A 20,850-nucleotide genomic window follows, 5' to 3' on the forward strand; every position below is an offset into this window, starting at 1 on the left:
TAACTAGCGACTGAACGGCTTTGCCAACATGCTACACTCCCCATTTCGTTTCCGGCCTGGATAAGTTGACTGATGATAGGGTAAAAAGTGATCTTTCCCTACTGTTTTGCGAAAACAGATTTTCCACTTCTCCTTATGGGCGCACGATTTCACGCGGATGAACAATAGAAGCATTTAAACTTCCGATAAAAACTGTTTTTTTGTGTAAAATTTGATTTTTTGTATTTAGATAGAGGGTGACGAAATGCTCTTGTACGAGAAAGCGCATTTCGTCCATGACGATTTTGGCGACGTCTTGTGGGGAACGAATGGAATGTTTTTCACTTACTTTACTTTCGGTTAAACGAAAACCTAACTCTAATGCTGCTTTCATTTGGATTGCTTTCGCTTCCCCAATGCCTTTTAATGCGGCTAGTTCTTCAATCGAAGCATCGCGGAGTTCTCGGAGGGATTCAAAGTGAGATAAAACTTGTTCTGCTAATTGGATGACTGGCTTGTCTTTTGTACCAGTCCGTAAAATAATGGCCACTAATTCAACGTTCGTTAAATAGGATTCACCGAACTTTTTTAATCGTTCTCGCGGAAAATGTTGCAATCGATTATCTCCCTTCTAAAAATGGTCGAAGCTCCCTTTTTAAACGGGCTATTGGCAACCCTACAACAGTAAAATAGTCCCCATGAATCTTTTCGACAAACAGCGCACCATACCCTTGGATACCGTAGCTTCCTGCTTTATCAAATGGTTCTTTCGTTTCGAGATATGCCTGTATTTCTTCGTCTGTTAAAGGATAAAATGTCACATCTGTTTTTTCATAAAAAGTGTGGATGCGTTCATTTGTTACAAGTGCTACAGCGGTATATACGTGATGTGTGTCACCGGATAATTGTCGCAACATTTCTATCGCTTCTTGTGTATCTTTTGGTTTACCGAAAATACGATTATGCTGAACCACAATCGTATCTGCCCCGATGACAATAACATCGTTTTCCTGCATCGTCTTTTGTACTGTTTTTGCTTTTTCTAATGCTAATGTTTGCACATAATCAGTCGGAGTTTCAGCTGCGATAGACGCCTCATCAAAGTCGCTTGGAACGATGTCAAATGGATGGTGTAATAGTTGCATTAATTCTTTTCTTCGTGGTGATTGCGAGGCTAATATTAGTTTCATTTCTATCTCCTTTATTTAGGGACTGATTGTATCATATCAGTCTCGATTGTTTTGATGGTATTCTTCCACCAATCTTCATGAAAGTTTTACAAAAAACAAACCGTTAACGAACGGTGATTTCTTCGTACGCCTCGATGCATTGTAATAATTGCTTCGTGTACGCCGCGCTAGATTTCTCTTGAATCGTTAACAATTCATCGACCGATTGTTGATAGTTTGTAAATGATGGTGGCAATTCTCCTTCTATATCTGTGGATAAATCAACTGGTTGTCGTCGAATTAAAGCTGGCAATGCATCTACATACGCTTTTACGACCGCTTCTTGGCTCTCTAGCACTTCTATTTTCTTTTCGGCAATTTCCACTTGCTTAATATACGCATTTTCCTTTTGAAGGAGTGCTTCTTTTTCAAACGATACATCTGAGTATATCACCCAGTTTGCTTCTCGCTTTATCATCTGTAAAGAAGCCATATTTTTTTCTAACGATGCCATTGCTTTTTCTGCACGATGTTTTTCTTGGAACACACCGTGTTGCACAACATATGCAGAAAAAGCAGGTTGATCGACAACTTGGTAGACAGATGGTTGCTCTGTTACAGGCTCTTCGATGGAAAGTGCAGTAAAATGAAACGTTTTTAACACCACCCACCCAAACACTCCACCTAACACGAGTGCTAGTAAGACGATACTCCCCCACTTTCTCCATTTGTGGAAAGAAGGAAGAAACTTATATATGTTCGTAGCATCCGTATATCGATGTGTTTTTCCGTTAAATCGAATGACAATCGGTCGCTTTTTCATGTCTCTTTGCCCCTTTGCATCCATTTCCGCTCTATTTGTCTGTGCGTCTATTGATGTAAAAAAGTGAGCTATGTTTGGACAAGTATAGCATACGTAACATAAAAAAAGACAAGACTTTTGTCGTCTCATCCTTTTTTATTCTATCAATTTTCTTGCTTTTTTTCCTTTTCATATAAAGGTGTCGTTTTGTTGCTTGGTTCTGGAAATTCAATCGCCGGACCGTTTTCTTTTAAACTTTTTAAATCCGGTGCATAGTAAGTCGTCACCGTTAATTTTGCTTGTAGTTTTTCTTTTTCTGCTTCTTCTTTTAACTCTAGTACTTCTTCTTTTCCTTTAAAATTCACTTTATTCACAAAGCTAACCCGTTCTAATTCTTGTACCGTATTCATAAATTTTTCAATTTCATAATAATTATCAGCACTTATTTCTAACGTTGCTTCTAGAGATTTTAACTGTGGAACCGTTCCTTCACCCGTATCCACTTCTATTTGTTCTTCTTGTTCTTCCCCTTCTTTAGCATCTCCTGTTCCCTCAACCGATGCTTCGCCATTTTTTAATTGCATATCTAAAATGACCGTATCTGAAAGAACTTCTGCTTTTTCTAACATTAAAATAAATTGATCTGCAAGCGGAGAAATTGGTAATTGTCGTTGCCAAATATATGTACTGCTCGTTTTAATTTGTTCTTCGACATCTTTAATTTTTTGTTCAAGCATTGCAATTTGCGTCTCTTCCTGTTGGACTTCTTGTAAAAGCTTTTCTGCTTCTTTTTTATTCGGAGAAACAAGCGTTATATATATCACGATAGTTGCCACGATGAGGACAAAAGATACAAGAAGAGAAATGATTATATTTTTTTTTGTAAACTGAATCATAACTCTTGATCCTCCTTTTTCAACTTCGCTATTTCTTTTTGATTTAACATGATTGTATATTTGGTTACATACCGTGGTTTAAGAGATTCTGTTAATTTCCAATTTTCTTCTTCTTGCATCTTATCATAAAACTCTTCTGCTTTCATATCTTCCATCGAAACATCTTGTACGTATGGAGAACTACTTAGTGCATTTAAATAGGTGGATGCTTCACGGATGGTATCAAATTGCGCTTCTAATGCCATTTTTTCCGTTTTGTCAAAGTCAATATTTCGTATATACCCCCGCTTCGGTAATAACTGTGTAAAATATTGCATCAACTCTACTGTATTATTTGGTGTATCATTTAATTGTTTAACATAGTTTTTTAAACTTTCAATTTCATTCGTACTCACTACTTTTTCGTATTCTTGTTCTTGCAGCTCTCGTAACCCTTTCATATTTTCTAGTTGCATGTTCGCATCTGCTAGTTCTGTTTTACTTTTGTTGTAGCTTAATGTTAAAAACGTTGCGGCGAAAATTGCAACCATTACTAGAACCCCAATCGAAATAAAGATTGCGTAGTTTCTTCGTTCACGTATTGGTAACAGGTTAATATTCATTCTATCACCTCTTTAAGTGCTAGTCCTAATGCTACATATTGTTGTGGTGAGATATTTGAGCCGTTGTCCGTTTTAAATTCGTTACATTCAAAAATTTCAACCGATACGTTCGTCATTGCTTCGATTTTTTCTTTTGCTTTTTTCAAGTACGGAAAATCACCAGATAAAATAATCTTTTGAATGCTAGTATTCGGATTTAACGTTTCTTCGTAAAACTTTATCCCTCGCTCTAAACTTTGGATCATCGTATCGATTTGTTCATCCATCGATTCCATCGGACCAGTCCAATAATATTCAGAAAAACCTTCTTGGTTCTTTTTATGTTTCCATTGATTAAAATACTCTAACATTAAATATTGCGATAAAAGCGGCGTATCTTTATGTACAAAACTAAAATGAGCAGATTGAATGTCAAATTGAATAAAAAGTGTATGTGCATCTATTTTCGTACGATGTTTCACATACTCATACAAACGTATAAAACAAAAAATAGAAACATCTGCAGCAATCGGGAATAATCCGATTTCTTCAAATAAATCTGCATAATCATTGACAAACGATTGTTCTGCTGCAAGTAAGACGATATCTTTTTCCCCTTCTCGTTCATAAATACCGTAATCAAACACAGCATGCTCAAAAGGTAAAATAATATTCGTGCCAATTTCTAAATATAAATGTTGTTGCAACTCCATTTCGCTTACCTCTTCTGGATAAGGAATTTTACGAAGGACAACGTGTGCATCCGGAACCGTAAACAATACCTCCCGTTTTTTTAATTGATACGTTTTCACCATTTCTTCTAGCACTTCTTTTAATTTTGGGCGATCGACAATTTTTCCTTCGCTAATAATCCCTTCTTCTAGAAAAAATTCATCTGCTACATGAACTTGTTCCACATCCCCTTGACGGACTTCTACAAAACGAATGACATGGTCTTGAATAACCAAACTAACTCTTGTTTTATTTCTCTTATTAAACATCCGCTTCACCCCTTACTATATTAAACTGATATACCAATCTAGGATTTGCTTCCCGTAAAAATAAACCGTTAACGTCCCGAATACGATAAAAGGTCCAAATGGGATCGGTTCTTTTCTTGATTTTTTCTTCGTCGCTAATAAATATCCCCCGATGATGGCACCATATAAGGTAGATAAGAAAAAGGCGAGCAATAGTTGCTTCCATCCAAGCACAAAACCTAGCACAGCAAATAACTTAATATCGCCACCGCCCATTCCTCCTTTACTAATAACCGCTATCAGGTACGGAATAAAAAAACCAATCGTCAAGCCAAGAATCATCGAAAGAAGTGTTTCTTCTGAAATAAACAATCGTTCGATTAGTAAGATTGGCATAAAAAAGAGCAAAATCTTATTCGGAATTAACATATAATGAAGGTCTGCAATAAAGACAATCACTAATAACGAGATAAGTGTTAAGGCAACGAGTAATTCTAACGTAAATCCCACTTTATAAGCAGCAAAAACGAATAACACACCAGTCATAAGTTCAAAAAGTGGGTAAATCGGGGAAATCTTCTCTTGACAAGAATGACAACGCCCTTTTAATAAAAAATAAGAAACAACCGGAATCAATTCCCACCACGCTAACTCATGCCCGCAACTAGGACAGTGCGATCTCGGTTTCACGATCGATTTTTTCAACGGCACTCGCAAGCCTACCACATTAAAAAACGAGCCAAATACAAGACCTAAAATAAATAAGTAGGTATATAGTAATGTGTCCATAGGTCCTCCTTTCGTTATAATGAAGAAGTGCCCCCACATTTGTGGGAGCGACTTCATTTTTCTTAAATTATTTATTTTGCTGGTTCTTCTGGTTTTACTTTAAGTGTTACATCACCACGTTCTAATTCTGCAGTAACTTTATTACCTTTAACATACGTTCCGCCGTCCCCAACTAATTTCACTGTATATCCACCTGGAGTGTTAGTAGTAGCTTTTACTTTCTTAATTACTGTCTTATCTGCATCATAAAAACCTTTTTTCGTTGAAGGATCTTTAACTTTTTCAAGATAATCATTATCATAAAGATCTTTTAATTTAATTTCAGCACCTTCTGGCAAAGCATCTTCGCCAGCTTCATATAATTTTGCAGCGTTAGCTATTTGTTTAGCATTTGAAATATGTGTATCCTTTTTGGCATTATCAACAATATTACCAATAGCAATAATGGCAATTGCAGCAATAATACCTAAAATAACGATAACAACTAGTAATTCAATTAACGTTAAACCTTTTTCGTTTTCTTTTAAACGTTTAAACATGTGTTTCCCTCCAATGAAATTGTAGTGATGTTTCTTTTAAAAATCGTAGCTGTTTATCAAAACTAGTAGAATAGTATTTTTAAATGAACAGTTTGCATAACGTTTGAAAAAATAATGATTAAAATAATGAATAATGCAGGATGCCTTTTATCCGTTAATGACACTGTACATTTGAAACATTGGAACCATAATCGCAATAACGATTGTTCCTACTACCGCACCAATGATCATAATCATTAATGGCTCAATTAGTGCTTTTAGTTGTTCGGTTGTGTTTTCTACTTCTGCTTCGTAAAAGTCAGCTACTTTGCCCAACATGGAGTCTAATGCCCCAGTTTTTTCTCCAATAACAATCATTTGTGTTACCAAAGGTGGAAACACCCAATGTTTGTGCATCGGCGTTGCTAACGACTCCCCCCCTTCAAGTGCTTTTCTAGCATCTTTTAGCACACCCGCAATCACTTCGTTATCAACTACTTTTTCAGCAATCGAAACGGATTTTATGATGGGGACAGAACTTTGAAACAACGAACTTAACGTTCTTGTCATTTTTGCTATCGATGCCTTTTGCATTAACTTTCCAAACAAGGGCATTTTTAGTATAACATAGTCTAAGTAAAATTTGCTAGTACTTTTTGACTTAATTGTGACAATTCCGACATATATTACAACAAAAAGTAGGATGAAGACCCACCAAAAGCTTTGCATAAAACTACTTGTGCCTATTACAAATCGTGTAATTAAAGGCAATTCTGCTCCTAAGTCATCAAACATTGAGACAAAAGTAGGGACTACTTTTGCTAGTAGAAAAATAATGACTCCTGTTGCTAAAATACTAATAATGATCGGATAGGTCATCGCAGCTTTTACTTTTTGACGTAAATGGTGTTGCTTTTCATAATAATCTGCAAGTTCGTCTAATGATTCGTCAATTTTACCACTCGCTTCCCCTGCAGCTACTAGGTTAATATACATATTTGGAAATACTTTCGGATGTTTATTAGCAGATTCTGATAACGGGATCCCACTCCGTAAATCTTCTTCTACTTGTAATAATGCGAATTTTAATGATTTACTTTCCGTTTGTTGCGCTAAAATACGCGTAGATTCCGTAATCGAAACACCAGCGCGAAGCAATGTTGCAAATTGGCGTAAATAAATAACAAAGTCTTTTAACCGAACACCACGCGTTACATTAATATTGATGGCTAAGTCTTTGTTTAATAAGTTTTCTGGTTTTTCTTCAATTCGGTGAATCATAATACCAGTTTTTTTCAACTCTAAAATAGCTTCTTTTTGATTAGAAGCAGTAATTCGTCCATTTTTCTTTTTTCCTTTTACCGTACGACCCTCGTATTGGAAGATAGCCATTATGCTCTCAACTCCTGTAAATACGGTTCTGCGACTTCTTTTGAGATAATTCCTTGACGAACTAATTCTTTTACACTCATTTCCATCGTATGCATACCGCTAGATCGGCTCGTTTGCATAATACTTTCCATTTGATATGTCTTTTTGTTACGAATTAAATTACTTACAGCCGAGTTTCCAACTAAAATCTCCGTACCCGACCGACGGCTTTTTCCATCGATTGTTGGAAATAATCGTTGAGAAATAACAGCTAATAACACAGCCGCTAATTGAATCCGAACTTGGTCTTGTTGATGTGGCGGAAATACATCAATAATACGGTCAATCGTCGATGTCGCACTTGATGTATGCAACGTTGCTAAGACTAAGTGACCTGTTTCTGCTGCTGTAATCGCAGTGGCAATCGTCTCTAAGTCCCGCATTTCCCCTACTAAAATCACATCTGGGTCTTGTCGTAAAGAAGCACGTAATCCATTTGCAAAACTGTGTGTATCAAATCCTATTTCACGTTGGTTAATCATACACATATTGTGACGATGCAAATATTCAATGGGGTCCTCTAGCGTAATGACATGTTTACTAGCATTTCGATTTAAGAAATCAATCATCGAAGCTAGTGTTGTTGATTTTCCGCTACCAGTAGGACCCGTCACAAGTATTAGTCCTTGTGGACGTTTAATTAATGTTTTTAGTAAGCTTGGCATATTCAATTCTTCAAGTGAAGGGATTTTTGTCGGAATGACCCGTACCGCTATTCCGACACTCGAACGTTGATGAAAAGCATTTACCCTAAAACGAGAAACGTCTTGTACACCATAAGAAAAATCTAGTTCCCCTTTTTCTTTAAATTCCTCCCACTTCTCATCCCCAATCATAACGCGTGCCATGTTCTCTGTATCTGCTGGCATTAACCGTTCTTTCCCATATCGTTTTAACGTACCATTAATCCGCATTAATGGCGGTATGCCAACGGTAAAATGAACGTCACTTGCTTTTAATTGAAAGGCGTGCTTTAGAATTTGATCCAATGTTTCTTTCATTTGGCTCCTACTCCTTCATTTTTCTTAATCTGCCCTAGCAATCCTTAACACTTCTTCTGTTGTCGTTAATCCTAGTTTTACTTTTAACAATCCATCATCAATTAAAAAAATGGTTCCTTGTTTTCGTGCATATTGATGTATTTCTCGTTGCGATGCTTTATTCATCATCATTTGTTTAATATTGTCATCTACAACTAACAATTCATGAACAGCAATCCGTCCTTTATATCCCGTGTGATTACAGTTAGCACACCCTTTTCCGCGTACAATTTTCTCCATTTTCATTCCGCGTTTTTGGAATATTTCTCGTTCTCGTTCACTCGGTATATGCTCTTCTTGACAATCTCGACAAACCCGTCGAACGAGACGTTGGGACATAATTCCTGTTACAGAAGACGCTACTAGAAATGGTTCTACTCCCATGTCAATCAATCGAAAAATAGTTCCAATGGAATCATTCGTATGTAACGTACTTAACACTAAATGTCCCGTTAACGAGGCACGAACAGCAATTTCAGCTGTTTCTGTATCCCGAATTTCCCCGACCATGACGATATTCGGATCTTGTCGTAAAATCGAGCGAAGTCCAGCGGAAAATGTTAATCCTACTTTCGGATTCACTTGCACTTGGTTAATTCCTTGTAACTGATACTCAACGGGATCTTCGACCGTAATAATATTTACTTCTTCTGTATTTAAATGGTTTAATGCCGCATATAAGGTGGAAGATTTTCCACTACCAGTAGGACCAGTAATTAAAATAATGCCATTTGGTTCTTCAATTAGACGGTAAAAACGTTCTAAATTTAACTTGTTAAAACCCAATTTTTTTAAATCATTCAAATTAGAACCTAAGTCCAAAATACGCATTACAATCTTTTCACCATAAACGAGTGGTAAAGTAGATACACGCAAATCAATTTCATGTCGATCTATCTTTACTTTAATCCTTCCATCTTGCGGAATTCTCATTTCGGTAATGTCTAAATTGGACATAATTTTAATCCTTGCTGTTAGCATACTTTGAATCGTCTTCGGCAAAATTTGCTCTGTTTTTAATATCCCATCCACACGAAAACGAACATATACCTCGTGTTCATGTGGGTCAATATGAATATCACTAGCTTTTTGCTGATACGCACTAGCTAATAGTTGATTCACTAATTTTACAATCGGAGAATCTTCTACTTCTATTTCCGTTGTCTCATTCGTTGTTTTCGTTTGTTGTTGTTCACTTAAAAATTCTTGCATCGATTCATCATTAGAATCATAATATTTATGGATTGCTTGTAAAATTTGGTTTTTTGTTGCAATTGTTCGTTCAATATGAAACCCTGTCACAAGTCGGATATCTTCTATTGCATAAAAATCTAGCGGATCAGCCATGGCGATTAATAGTTTATCGCCATTGGATTGTAATGGGAAAATGAAATGATGTTTCGCAAGTTCTTTTGGCACCAAATTCATTACTTTTTTATCGATAGGATAACTAGACAGCGTCACCTTTTCAATCCCTAGTTGTTGTTCTAACGCACTAATCAATTGATTTTCCGTGATATAGTTTTTCTCTAAAAAGTAATCCCCTATTTTTTGATTTGTCTTTTTTTCTTTTAGAGCTTCGTCTAATTGTTCCTTTGTAATCAACGCTGATTCGATTAAAATGTCACCGATTCTTTTTCTTTTTTTCATCTCGTTCACACTTCCCTTGATGGATATAGTTCTTTCCTCCCTATTCTACCATCATTCTGTAGCTTTTGTTGAACCGCTTTCATCCGACTTATTATTCACATTATCATTTGTCTTTTTTTGCTCGTTTTTTGTATCCTCCGTTTTTTGATTTTTCTCGTCTACTTTCTTTTCTTCCGTTTCTGGTTTTGTTCCTTCTTTGTTTGTTTCCGTAGGTTCTTCTTTTTCTGTTACACTTGGCCCCCGTACGACTACACGATGAGTCGGTGGATAAAAATCTTCCGAAATTAATTCTTCTTTAATTAGTCCTAAAGGTCCATTTACATTACGGTATACATTAACCATAACTCCCCTTTTTCCAGCTTCTTTCGTAATTTGTTGAGTAGGTCCGTATTTTTCATCAAATTGAATAATCGTTTTTGGTGCAAAATATTGTTTATCTTTCACTTCACTCGTATATTGATAGTAAAAAGGTATCCCTATTAAACGAGTAAATAATTGATTGTCTACTAATTCAAATTGGAACGTATATGTCATATGATTTGGATTTTTAAAAACTAAATCCATCGTTTCCGCGTTAATTTTTGTTTCATATCCTAGCTTTGCATAAGGTGGAAGTTCTAAACTAGTATGTCTTTCATATAATTCAAAATTTGTTTTTAATACAGTTTGATAAATACTCATCGCCAAAATATCCAGTGCTTCTGAATCAACTGGCGAAACACCATTTTGTTTCAACATTTGAATGAGAGAAACATTTGTTTTTGGTTCTACGACATAATCATTAATGTGCTCAATCCAACCAGCAATCATTTCTTGATTATTTCCGACATTGACAGAGTTTTCCGCAACAACAGTTGGTTCCCCTTTATTTTCTTCTTTTATGTATTCATAAAGATCAATCGTATGCTTACCTGTTTCTAAATTAATAGCAATGGTCGTTAGTGCATTTTCTAATGTTAACGGATCTAATCCATTCTCTAAGTTTTCATCATTTAAATTATGAATCATCGATTGATAATACTCTGTTTGAATCTCAATATATAACGGAGACTCCCCATTTTTCTTTGCATTTTTAACACTTTCATCTACTTTAAATACGATCATTTGAGAATCGATTGGTTTTTTCACTTCTTTATAGACAAATGTAAACTTGCTTGTTTCATACCATTTGTTTGTTTCATTTGCTATTTTATCCATTGCTTCATTTTTTGTTAGTCCCGAGATAGACACGGGACCAACTTTTGCATGTTCTCCAAATGTATTATCTAATCCAAGCACCGCTGTTACAGCAGCACTTACCCCTGTTGTAAGTCCTAAAATAACAGCGCTAACCCCCACAACAAAAACAATACCTATGACAAATGACGGCATCTTTTTTGAGCCCAAAACATGTTGCCTCCTATTCTGTTACAGCGTTCATCGATACTTCAATTAACAGATGTGCTCCTCTTTTTCTAGCTCGTTCAATATCTTCTTTTGTTAGCACAGTACCGCTCGCAATTAAAATTTCACCTTCATCACTTACAATATCTTTTTGTACTTTTTTTCCTACTAATAAATCAATTTGCTTTTGAACAACTGTTTCTAGCTGTCCGTCTAATGGAGATTCTATCTTCTCCCCAAAAACTTCTTGAACAGACGATAAGAAATTCTCTTCTGCATTTTCATTCACAACGATTAAATCTTTTCCGTATGTAATTACGTTCTTTACATCTAATACGACTTCTTTCTCTTGTACGTGTAATAAAATTGCTTGAATTGCACCTGTATCTTCATCAATCGCAAATTCATATACATCCCCTAGTAATTTTCCTAGGCGAGTCATTACTTTTGTATCAATAATTTTTACTTTTTTCATGATTAATTGATTGGCAACTGGAATTTCTGTTAAGTTTAAAATCGCATTATCAGATTCAATCGTTACCGCATATTCCCCAATACCGATTACTTTTTTAAACGGAATAGCTTTTACGTTAAATTCCATATCTTCATGATTGATCGTTAAAAAGTCAATTGATCCTTTTTCATTGTTTACAATTAACGATTTTACCGTGCCAATTTCTTTTCCATCACTGATACAAATAATCGGTAGTCCTACTACTTCTTTACTTAATTTCATCATTTCCACACTCTCTTTCATGATTTTTCAAGACTTCTTCCTTATTTTATCGCAAATTTTAAGATTCACAATAACATTCAGAAAATGCCACTTCTTATTATTTCACCCGATTTTCCTCTATTGATTGAAGAAAGGCTAGACATTCATCGATACGGTTTTGCTCTTTTAAAAACTCTACATAGTGCATAGATAACACGATAAATGCATCTTCATTTAATTCATCATGTAAAGAATGAAGAAGTTCTTTTTCATATTGTGCTGGATTGAGTTGCTTTAACAAATCAAGTTGTTCAATCACAAGAGCCATCATATTTTTAGTAAATTGTTTATTTTCTATTGCTTGTTCTCCTGCTTCGTTAGATTCCATTACTACTACTTCTGGATCACCTGCTTCGAAATCTTCTAATTCTAACGGGACTTCTGGTAATGCTGGTTCTTCTTCTATCTCGATTTCATCGAAATCCACATTACTGCTAGATGCCAACTCGTCCGCTTCTAGTTCTGATACCATTTCAGTTGATACTTCTTCCCCTAATGCTTCCTCGATTGTTTCGATTTCTACTTCAGAGGGTTCATTCACTACCACTTCTGTATCTCCCGTTTCGAAATCTTCTAATTCTAGCGGGACTTCTGGTTCTTTTGGCTCTTCTTCTATCTCGATTTCATCGAAATCTACATTGCTACTAGATGCTAAATCGTCCGCCTCTAGTTCCGATACCATTTCAGTTGATACTTCTTCCCCTAATGCTTCCTCGATTGTTTCGATTTCTACTTCAGGGGGTTCGTTCACTACCACTTCTGCATCTCCTGTTTCGAAATCTTCTAATTCTAGCGGGACTTCTGGTTCTTCTGGCTCTTCTTCTATCTCGATTTCATCAAAATCTACATTACTGCTTACTACTAGCTCGTCCGCTTCTAGTTCTGATACCATTTCGGATGATTTTTCCTCTTCTAGTACTACGTCGATTGTATCGATTTCCGCTTCAGGTGGTTCATTCACTACCACTTCCGAATCTCCCGTTTCAAAATCTGCTAAATCTAGTGGGACTTCTGGTAATGCTGGTTCTTCTTCTATCTCGATTTCATCAAAATCTACATTACTGCTTGCTACTAGCTCGTCCGCTTCTAGTTCTGAAACTATTTCAGATAGTTTTTCCTCTTCTAGTACTACGTCGATTGTATCGATTTCCGCTTCAGGTGGTTCATTCACTACCACTTCCGAATCTCCTGTTTCAAAATCTGCTAAATCTAGTGGGACTTCTGGTAATGCTGGTTCTTCTTCTATCTCGATTTCATCAAAATCTACATTACTGCTTGCTACTAGCTCGTCCGCTTCTAGTTCTGAAACTATTTCAGATAGTTTTTCCTCTTCTAGTACTACGTCGATTGTATCGATTTCCGCTTCAGGTGGTTCACTCACTACTACTTCTGCGTCACCTACTTCAAAATCTGCTAAATCTAACGGTACTTCTCGCTTCTCTGGTTCTTCTATCTCGATTTTGTCAAAATCTACATTGCTGCTTGCTACTAGCTCGTCCGCTTCCATTTCTGAAATGTTTGCCAAAGCCTCTTCGATTGTATCAATTTCCGACTCCCCACTTACACTATCGTTTACTTCTGTTTCTTGTTCTGGTAATTCCTCAACCTCAAAGGAACAAACATCAACATTCTTATCAGTCTTATGTTCAAAATCTCTAATCTTCATTTCCTCAAAATCAACATTTAATTCATTTGATAGGGTTTGGATTTCATCTTCTGATAATGATTCCTCCTTCCTATCCGTATAAGAACTTACTTTCTGCTCCAAAGGCTGTTGTTGTACTTGTTCATTATCCTCCGTTACCTCTTTTGTTTCTTGTTCTTTTTTCTCTAAAGCAATTGGTTCAATCATTAAATTTTCTATGGACATTTTTGATACTTCCACTTCATCATTCGAAGACACATCTTCTGGATTAGAGTCCATTTTACCAGGTGTCAATTTTTCGGATGGATTTGCTCTACTATCGGTACTAGGATAAACGATAGAGTGCTCTATGTTTCCTTCTACTTCATCTAAGTCGTCCTGTTTAGGTAGTTCTTCTTCATCGTTTTCTTTCCCAATCCCTTTACTCCAGAAAAGAATGATGGTGGTCAAACCCAACACAACAGATACAATACTGGCAACATAAAATGAGGTTACTTGACTTAACCCAACAACTAAAAGGGAACATCCAACAGCAATTCCAGCCCAAATTAACTTTGTTTTATTACTCACTTTTAGCGGAATAAAATAGGCAATTAAAACAGCTAATAAAGAACTAATGACAAATATAATTGCCGTGATCCATTTATTTTCCACAGTACCCCTCCCATACGTAAGTAATAGACATCAGTTATCACTCACTATTTTTTTACAAACAAAAGAATGGTTCTCTCTTCATTTTAAAGTTTTTTTTATATTTTGACAGTAAACAAGAAGTATTTAATACCTAGATACCATGATTATGTATAAAATGTAACGTAATTTCACGTTTCTGCAATTAGGAAAATGAAATGACAAAACTTTTAGTATAGCTAAAATCTTCTTCATCCAACTTAAAAGCCCTAAAAATACTAATATATTCAGCTGAAAATTTTTATAAATATCCAATCGAACTTTCTAATTCTAATACCCTATCCATTTTGTCTGATTTCATTACTAGTACAATATGAACAATTTTATTCACTTCATCTACTTTTATGGATGACTTATTCATATCCACCTTGTAACCTTCACTGTTTAAATAAGTTTTATCGGCTCCACCTTGGATAAACGCATTACCATTTTCAAAACCTAATCTACGTTGATCACCATCGAAAGTAGTAATCGTTACTTCTGTATCTTTTACTCCCGTTTGAGGTTCTCCTGATTCTGGATAACCTATCACATCATCCGCAACAAATACATAATTAATAAAATCAGCTAAAATAATGTCCGCTTCATCCCGTAATAATACTTCCTCTTCTATACGAATTGCACTTTTCATCATATCAAACATAAACATTGTCATAGGAACAGAAATAATAGCAACAATGGCAACTACAACAATTACTTCTACTAAACTATTCCCAGATTGAGATTGAAGATATTTTTTTGCCCAATTATTTTTTGTCATCCTTTTAATTTTCATTAATCATTCGTTCCTTTATTCTATTCTTTATCGATTTCAATAAATCCACTAATAGATGTAATCTTTTTTTGTTTGTCATCATTGACATTAACGATAATTGGATAAATGTTCACATCATTTTTTTCTAATACTTCATACTCAATGTAAAAAAGTCGATTATTCACAACAGTAGTATACGTATTTTTACATTCTGTCTCTTCTTTTGTGCAATTATCATATGTAAACGTGCCAATGTTATCAAATTGGACAACACCGTATAATGTTCGCTCGTATGCTTGTTGAGCTAATCGTACAGCTACTGTTTTTTCTTGGCTACTTGTTGTAGTCTTTGCGGACAATGCATAAAAGCCTACTACTGCACCCATCACAATAAAGAACAAGGTAATTGAAACAAGGACTTCCACAAGAGTTATCCCTTTTTCATTAGTCTTATATATCCGATGTTGTATTAAAACCACTTCCTTTTATCATACATTTAATGAAAATTAGATATTTTTAATTACTATTTTACTAACATCTTACATAAATCTTCTAAATATATCAATACTCCCAAAACAAACTTTTTAGAATTTTCATTTTTCCTTCCTATAGGTCCAATATTAACCATCCCTTTTCCTCATTATACAACTGTTATTATTTAGTTACAAATACTCATTATATTAAATTATTACAAACTTTTACAACTTATTCACAGTGTTAATAATGATTTTGAACTTTTTGGGTGCTTTCGTTTTGGACAATATTAACCAAAGCCTTCTATTTCTTTCAAAATAATTGCACTGAAATGAATGTGAATTCCTATAAAAAGTCCCATTTCTGCAAAACTACAATATTGTCTTACTATTACTTTCCCTCTATAAATCGAATTAAAAAAACACGAACTATTTCTTTTTTCTTATAAAATAAACAAACAAAAGGATTGATTATTTTTCCATAAAAGGATACCCTTATTTTGGAACACTTCATCATCTTTTAAGACCTGTTACTAATCTACTAAGTATGATGTAAAAAAAGGAGGTAGATAAAAATGAGTAGACTAAACGATGAAAGCGGTCTCTCTTTACTAGAAATCCTTATTTCTATCAGTATCTTATTCATCATTTTAACTGCAGTTGCTGGAATTTTTATTCAAGCTCAAAAATCTACTACTATTAATGCAAATAAAACAATCGCTACTTTTTTAGCACAGGGAACTGTTGAAAAAATCAAAGCAGATTCATCCGGAAAAGGTGGCACTACTCTTCCACCGGATATGGAAGAAAGTTTTAAAAATAAGTCACTTTCTTCACCAAATGTTTTTTCAAAAACAAGTTGTGAACAGATTTCTAATGATGAAATTTGTAAAGCTATTTATGAACCGACTGTAAATGGACATGACTATAAAATAGAAATCCATACCTTTGAACCAAAATTAGAAGAAAAAAGTCTTCATTTAGTACCTTTTTCTTTATATGTTTTTTATAATAATAATCGTTCGAAAATAGCTTTGGAGGGATATATACAAAATGATTAAGAAAGACGAACATGGTTTTACTTTAATAGAAATTCTTGCATCAATTGTCATCTTATCTATCATTATGATCATTGTATCCTCCGTCTTAACTTCTGGTTTAAACACGTATCGGAGTACAGCGATTCAGAATGAAATACGAACAGAGGCTGATGTAGTTATGACTACCATCATCAAACAAACATATTCTCGAAACGTGTCGAATTTATCCATATCAGATAATAAAAAGGTGGTCACATTAAATGCAAAAAACGAAAAAATCGGAATTGAGAATGGAACATTATTTGTAGAATTATTAAACGAAGAAAATAAATTAGAAAAAACGATTATTAGCAGCGAAGACTACACGTTAGAAGACTCTACTTTTTCTGTAATTAACAAAAAAATATTAAAAATAGATTTAGTCATTCAATCAAAGAAAAATGAAAAAATTAAAATTCAACTAAACAATGAACTAGGTCTATTAAGTGGAGGATGTGGAAATGCTTAAAAATGAAAAAGGTTATAGTTTGATACTTACACTAGTTGTATTTTTTATTTTAAGCGTATTAGGTTTCATTATATTAAGTTTATCCATCAACGGTGCCAAACAAACAGAAACAAAAGAGGAACAAACTCAAGCCTTTTATTTAGCAAAAAAAGGAATGGACTATTTTTATTCCGACTTTTCTGCTCAGTTAGGAGGATTAGAGAATAGCGAAATAGATGTTTTTGATTTCAAGATAAAAGAATTCATGAAGACATATGACAAAACAGTAGGCAATAAAAAAGAGTTTACGAATGAAAAAGGACATCAATACACTGTTGAAATAATCGATTATGAAGAAATTCGTGAAAATAATGAATCAATACAAGATAAAATTACTGTTCAATCTACTGGAAAAGTAAATGGAAAAACGAAAACATTAACACATACATACCAACTAGGTGCAAAACGATTACCAGATCAATTAAAATATGCAGTTGGTGCTAAGGACGATAATTGCGCTCTCTATCAAGTTCAAGATGGTAGTAAAAAGTGTAATAAAGGAAATATTTTTATTCATGGACCAGCCTCGATTGTGGGAGATATGTACGTTGGTGGTGATTTAATTACAACAAATCAAAGCCAGTATCAGAAAGGTGATACAAGTTATTGGCCTTACACTGATGATCCTTCAATAGAAGGAATCGATAAAAAAAATCCAAAGTTAACACTTTTAGGGAATTATTATACTTTTAATACTGACCAAACTACTTCCGTCGAAAAATATAATAAACATAAAAAAAGAATGGACTTTGATAATGAATCATTTGATGAAACTATCAAAAAAAATGTTTGTATCGACCAGCCTTCAAATGGACCTTGTGAAAAATATGGAAATATTACACTACCAAAAGATCCATATAAAAATAACACCGCCATTTTTCAAGAGGGATTTAAGAATGGATATACACCAGAACTCGAAACCAAACCGGCAAATTTTAAAGAAATTGATATTACAAACTCCGCAAATGCTATCTTTAAAGGAAAAAACGTTGAGAGGAATGATTATTATATAAACAGAGAATACGATGCTAAGGAAGGAACAATTTTTAATAAAGATCTAACAATAAATGCTATTGGTGGGAAAAAGGTAACCGGACCCATGTATGTAAAAGGAGACCTTAGCATTAACAAAGCAGATGTTAAGATTGATTCTGTTATTTATGTGGAAGGAAATGTTGAAATCAAAGAATCAAAAATAAAAAAATTAAATAAAGGTTCGTTAATTATTTTCGCAAAAGGGAATGTTCATCTTTCTAATATTAACTTATATACAAATATAAATAATCCATTATTACCTGGAATAGAAAATACTGATGCCTTAAATATGTTTATTTATACAGATAATGAACTTGAAATGTATGGAGTTGGTTCCAATCTACAAATTAATGGTGGAATTTTTGCAAAACGAATTATTTTAAATGCTGCAAAAGGCCATACAAAATCTTTTGGAGATTTAGAAGAAAATCAAACAGATTTACCACCTACTCAATCGCGCCTTCGTATCGTTTACAACAAAGATTTAATCCAAAATCCTTCTCTTGGTTTACCTACAGTTGAAGGGCTTGATTTATCATTAATTAACCAAAAAGAGGGGGCTTCTAAAAATCCTTAAAAAAATCGACAAGCGAGAAAATGTATTCTCACTTGTCGATTTTTCTATGTTTTTACTTCTATAAAAAAGGTAAGACAAGTCATTTTAACGACTATTGAGCTACCTTTTTTTCTTTATGGATTAGCTACTATTTTTTTACCAACCGGTTTTAATAGAATATCTGTATGTTTAGGAGTTTGCAATTTTTCTAAATCTACTCCATTTACGACTAACTTCCCTTCGCCTACAACTTGACGTTTCCCAATAATTCCGCCGTTAATTGTAAGTTGTTCTCCTTTAGGAACATGAGCGTACACACCTTTTTCAGCATAAAGAAAAACTTTTTGTTGAGGGCATTGTTGCGTTAAATGGTGAAAATCAATTTTCCCCTTCGCGTAAATTTGAATAATATTATTATTTCCATTGGCAAAAAAGCAAGAATTTTTAACCTCAACATCCCCATTTACATAGTATTTTGAAACAGGATATGTTTCTATCTTTTTATCCTCATGACTCCATCTTTTTATAAGCAAACCTTTTTTCTCAAAATGATCTTGAAATTTATACGAATCGATTGCCGTCATTTGAGCACCTGAAATAAGAAGCGCTGGCGTTTTTTCTCTTTCTTTTATGACCTCTTTATCTGCATACTGATTGATAGCATCATATACATACATATCTCCGCCTAATCCCAACTTTGCCATTTTTTTATCATAAGCTTTCGTTACTGAATCACCATTTCCAATTTGCAATTTTTGGTACACAAATAAACCACCCGCGTCTTTCTTTAACGGTTCTTTCGTTAAAGGTTCTTTTGTATCAGGGTCATATTGATAAAAATCTTTTCGATTAAAAGTAAAATTCCGTCGATCTGCTCTATCATTAATTAAACCAGTTTCCCAATCAACTTTTTTCTTTTGCGTGATTTGAGCATCACCTGTAACCGCAAATTGTGTAAATTCTATATCACGAAATGTATTAAATCTTAAAAATAATAAATTAAATACGTTAACACTTCCATCAATGACAACATTCGTAGGTTTAAGACCTTTTACTTCTTTATTTTTTTTATCTTTATATGTCGGTTCCCATTGTAATAAATTAAAACCTATTTTAGAAGTTTCTAAATCTTTAGATGTTGCAAGTGGATCAATATTCTTAATATCTTGATCCTTTGGAGCTTCTCCACCATTGTCATCAACTACAACGTTATCTTCTACATTCTTTTCTTCTTTTTCTTTTTCTATTTCTTGTAAGTCTTGTTGTAACTTCTCTTTTTCTTTATCATTTAAGTTTTCTTCCTTAATTTCTGATGGTGTTGGCTGAATTTGCGTATTGCCAATATTACTTCCTAGCCCTAAACTTAAAAAATGTCCTTGCCTTACGGCAATAATTGGATTGGCTCTTAGATATTCAAATCGATCACCATCTCCAATACTAAAACCTAACAAGGAATCTAATACACCTAATTCTAAGGCTGCGTCATTAGGAACGGGATAAAATTTATCATCTGGTCCGTAAGCTTTCAATAAACTTACATCAACAGTATTTTTACCCACGTTTAGCCCTAATGTTTTCCATGTATTAGCAACATCTCGCTTCATTGTATTTTTTGGAAAACTAGCAAATTCTAAAGCAACATCATCAAAATCAACATCATAATTCAATAATAATCGTTGTTCAATCGTTCGCTTAACTTCCTTTTCTCCTTCTTCCGTTTTTGTAAAAGACGTTCCTTGTCCAAGGACCGTAATAGTTCCATCCTTATTCAATTCAAACTTGCCGTTTTTAAAATGCTTATCACTAATTCGAACTGCATATCTTTCTTTTGAATTTTTTGGTTCTGTAAATTGTCTTGTTTCTTTATATTGATTAAAAATAGTCACGACATTCCATTCGCTTTGTTGGCCTTGTGCTGTTTTTACTTGTTTTTCAAAATCTTTTTGAAAATACATAATTCCTTTTTCCGCTAAATATATTGCTCTAGTATCCGCTTCACGCATATTGGTCCGATTCATCCCATTGATACTTACTGAAATTAACGTTAAACCAATGACCGTTAATAGTACCATCATTATTAGTACATAAATTAAAGTAGATCCCCGTTCGTGCATATA

Annotated in this window: 20 protein-coding genes; 3 read left to right on the forward strand and 17 right to left on the reverse strand. The window is 34.2% G+C overall.

Annotated elements, in window-relative coordinates:
* Positions 1–133 precede the first annotated feature (133 nt).
* The 16 genes from radC to BN1372_RS09655 all read right to left on the reverse strand — a co-directional run bounded on the left by radC (position 134) and on the right by BN1372_RS09655 (position 15,561).
* Positions 134–595: a RadC family protein gene (radC, locus tag BN1372_RS09580; RefSeq protein ID WP_062198915.1), complete on the reverse strand. Its 462-nt coding sequence runs from the start codon at positions 593–595 to the stop codon at positions 134–136.
* Between the two features lie 4 nt (positions 596–599).
* On the reverse strand, positions 600–1,169 hold the full coding sequence (locus BN1372_RS09585) for a Maf family protein (protein ID WP_062198917.1): 570 nt from the start codon (positions 1,167–1,169) through the stop codon (positions 600–602).
* Positions 1,170–1,272: 103 nt separating this feature from the next.
* Positions 1,273–1,971: a hypothetical protein gene (locus BN1372_RS09590; protein ID WP_062198919.1), complete on the reverse strand. Its 699-nt coding sequence runs from the start codon at positions 1,969–1,971 to the stop codon at positions 1,273–1,275.
* Positions 1,972–2,114: 143 nt separating this feature from the next.
* Entirely contained in the window at positions 2,115–2,846 is a 732-nt protein-coding gene (locus tag BN1372_RS09595) for a hypothetical protein (RefSeq protein ID WP_062198921.1), read from the reverse strand.
* Positions 2,843–3,448 carry a PilN domain-containing protein gene (locus BN1372_RS09600; RefSeq protein WP_062198923.1) on the reverse strand — a complete coding sequence of 202 codons (606 nt, stop codon included), beginning with the start codon at positions 3,446–3,448 and terminating at the stop codon, positions 2,843–2,845. The genes BN1372_RS09595 and BN1372_RS09600 overlap by 4 nt, the downstream gene beginning before the upstream one ends.
* A complete protein-coding gene (gene pilM / locus BN1372_RS09605; RefSeq protein ID WP_062198925.1) occupies positions 3,445–4,428 on the reverse strand; it encodes a type IV pilus biogenesis protein PilM in 984 nt (327 codons plus the stop codon). Before pilM ends, BN1372_RS09600 begins: the two co-directional genes overlap by 4 nt.
* 15 nt (positions 4,429–4,443) lie before the next feature.
* Complete coding sequence (locus tag BN1372_RS09610; protein WP_062198927.1) at positions 4,444–5,196, reverse strand: prepilin peptidase; 753 nt, start codon at positions 5,194–5,196, stop codon at positions 4,444–4,446.
* Positions 5,197–5,267: 71 nt separating this feature from the next.
* Complete coding sequence (locus tag BN1372_RS09615) at positions 5,268–5,735, reverse strand: prepilin-type N-terminal cleavage/methylation domain-containing protein (protein WP_062198929.1); 468 nt, start codon at positions 5,733–5,735, stop codon at positions 5,268–5,270.
* Positions 5,736–5,882: 147 nt separating this feature from the next.
* Positions 5,883–7,106, reverse strand: a complete 1,224-nt coding sequence (locus tag BN1372_RS09620) for a type II secretion system F family protein (protein WP_062198931.1) — start codon at positions 7,104–7,106, stop codon at positions 5,883–5,885.
* Positions 7,106–8,146 (reverse strand): type IV pilus twitching motility protein PilT, encoded by a 1,041-nt coding sequence (locus BN1372_RS09625; protein WP_062198933.1) that lies wholly within the window; start codon positions 8,144–8,146, stop codon positions 7,106–7,108. The genes BN1372_RS09620 and BN1372_RS09625 overlap by 1 nt, the downstream gene beginning before the upstream one ends.
* A 24-nt stretch (positions 8,147–8,170) precedes the next feature.
* Positions 8,171–9,835, reverse strand: a complete 1,665-nt coding sequence (gene gspE, locus BN1372_RS09630) for a type II secretion system ATPase GspE (RefSeq protein WP_062198935.1) — start codon at positions 9,833–9,835, stop codon at positions 8,171–8,173.
* A gap of 51 nt (positions 9,836–9,886) precedes the next feature.
* Entirely contained in the window at positions 9,887–11,221 is a 1,335-nt protein-coding gene (locus BN1372_RS09635) for a VanW family protein (RefSeq protein ID WP_062198937.1), read from the reverse strand.
* A gap of 13 nt (positions 11,222–11,234) precedes the next feature.
* Positions 11,235–11,957 carry a PRC-barrel domain-containing protein gene (locus tag BN1372_RS09640; RefSeq protein WP_325062685.1) on the reverse strand — a complete coding sequence of 241 codons (723 nt, stop codon included), beginning with the start codon at positions 11,955–11,957 and terminating at the stop codon, positions 11,235–11,237.
* Positions 11,958–12,051: 94 nt separating this feature from the next.
* Positions 12,052–14,292 (reverse strand): hypothetical protein, encoded by a 2,241-nt coding sequence (locus BN1372_RS09645; protein WP_062198939.1) that lies wholly within the window; start codon positions 14,290–14,292, stop codon positions 12,052–12,054.
* A 277-nt stretch (positions 14,293–14,569) separates the two neighbouring features.
* Entirely contained in the window at positions 14,570–15,103 is a 534-nt protein-coding gene (locus BN1372_RS09650; protein ID WP_062198941.1) for a prepilin-type N-terminal cleavage/methylation domain-containing protein, read from the reverse strand.
* 20 nt (positions 15,104–15,123) lie between these two features.
* Complete coding sequence (locus BN1372_RS09655; RefSeq protein WP_074018175.1) at positions 15,124–15,561, reverse strand: type IV pilus modification PilV family protein; 438 nt, start codon at positions 15,559–15,561, stop codon at positions 15,124–15,126.
* Positions 15,562–16,130: 569 nt separating this feature from the next.
* Here BN1372_RS09655 and BN1372_RS09660 point away from each other — a divergent pair.
* The 3 genes from BN1372_RS09660 to BN1372_RS09670 are packed head-to-tail and all read left to right on the forward strand — an operon-like array spanning position 16,131 to position 18,754.
* On the forward strand, positions 16,131–16,616 hold the full coding sequence (locus BN1372_RS09660) for a hypothetical protein (RefSeq protein ID WP_062198944.1): 486 nt from the start codon (positions 16,131–16,133) through the stop codon (positions 16,614–16,616).
* Positions 16,609–17,103, forward strand: coding sequence for a prepilin-type N-terminal cleavage/methylation domain-containing protein (locus BN1372_RS09665; RefSeq protein ID WP_062198947.1), 495 nt, complete (start codon positions 16,609–16,611; stop codon positions 17,101–17,103). The genes BN1372_RS09660 and BN1372_RS09665 overlap by 8 nt, the downstream gene beginning before the upstream one ends.
* Entirely contained in the window at positions 17,096–18,754 is a 1,659-nt protein-coding gene (locus BN1372_RS09670) for a type II secretion system protein (protein ID WP_062198949.1), read from the forward strand. Before BN1372_RS09665 ends, BN1372_RS09670 begins: the two co-directional genes overlap by 8 nt.
* Before the next feature lie 113 nt (positions 18,755–18,867).
* On the opposite strand, the gene BN1372_RS09675 is transcribed toward BN1372_RS09670, so the two are convergent.
* Positions 18,868–20,688: a hypothetical protein gene (locus BN1372_RS09675; RefSeq protein ID WP_147515365.1), complete on the reverse strand. Its 1,821-nt coding sequence runs from the start codon at positions 20,686–20,688 to the stop codon at positions 18,868–18,870.
* Between the last annotated feature and the right edge of the window lie 162 nt (positions 20,689–20,850).

This window comes from Massilibacterium senegalense (genome assembly GCF_001375675.1).
In the GTDB taxonomy this organism is placed as follows: domain Bacteria; phylum Bacillota; class Bacilli; order Bacillales; family Massilibacteriaceae; genus Massilibacterium; species Massilibacterium senegalense.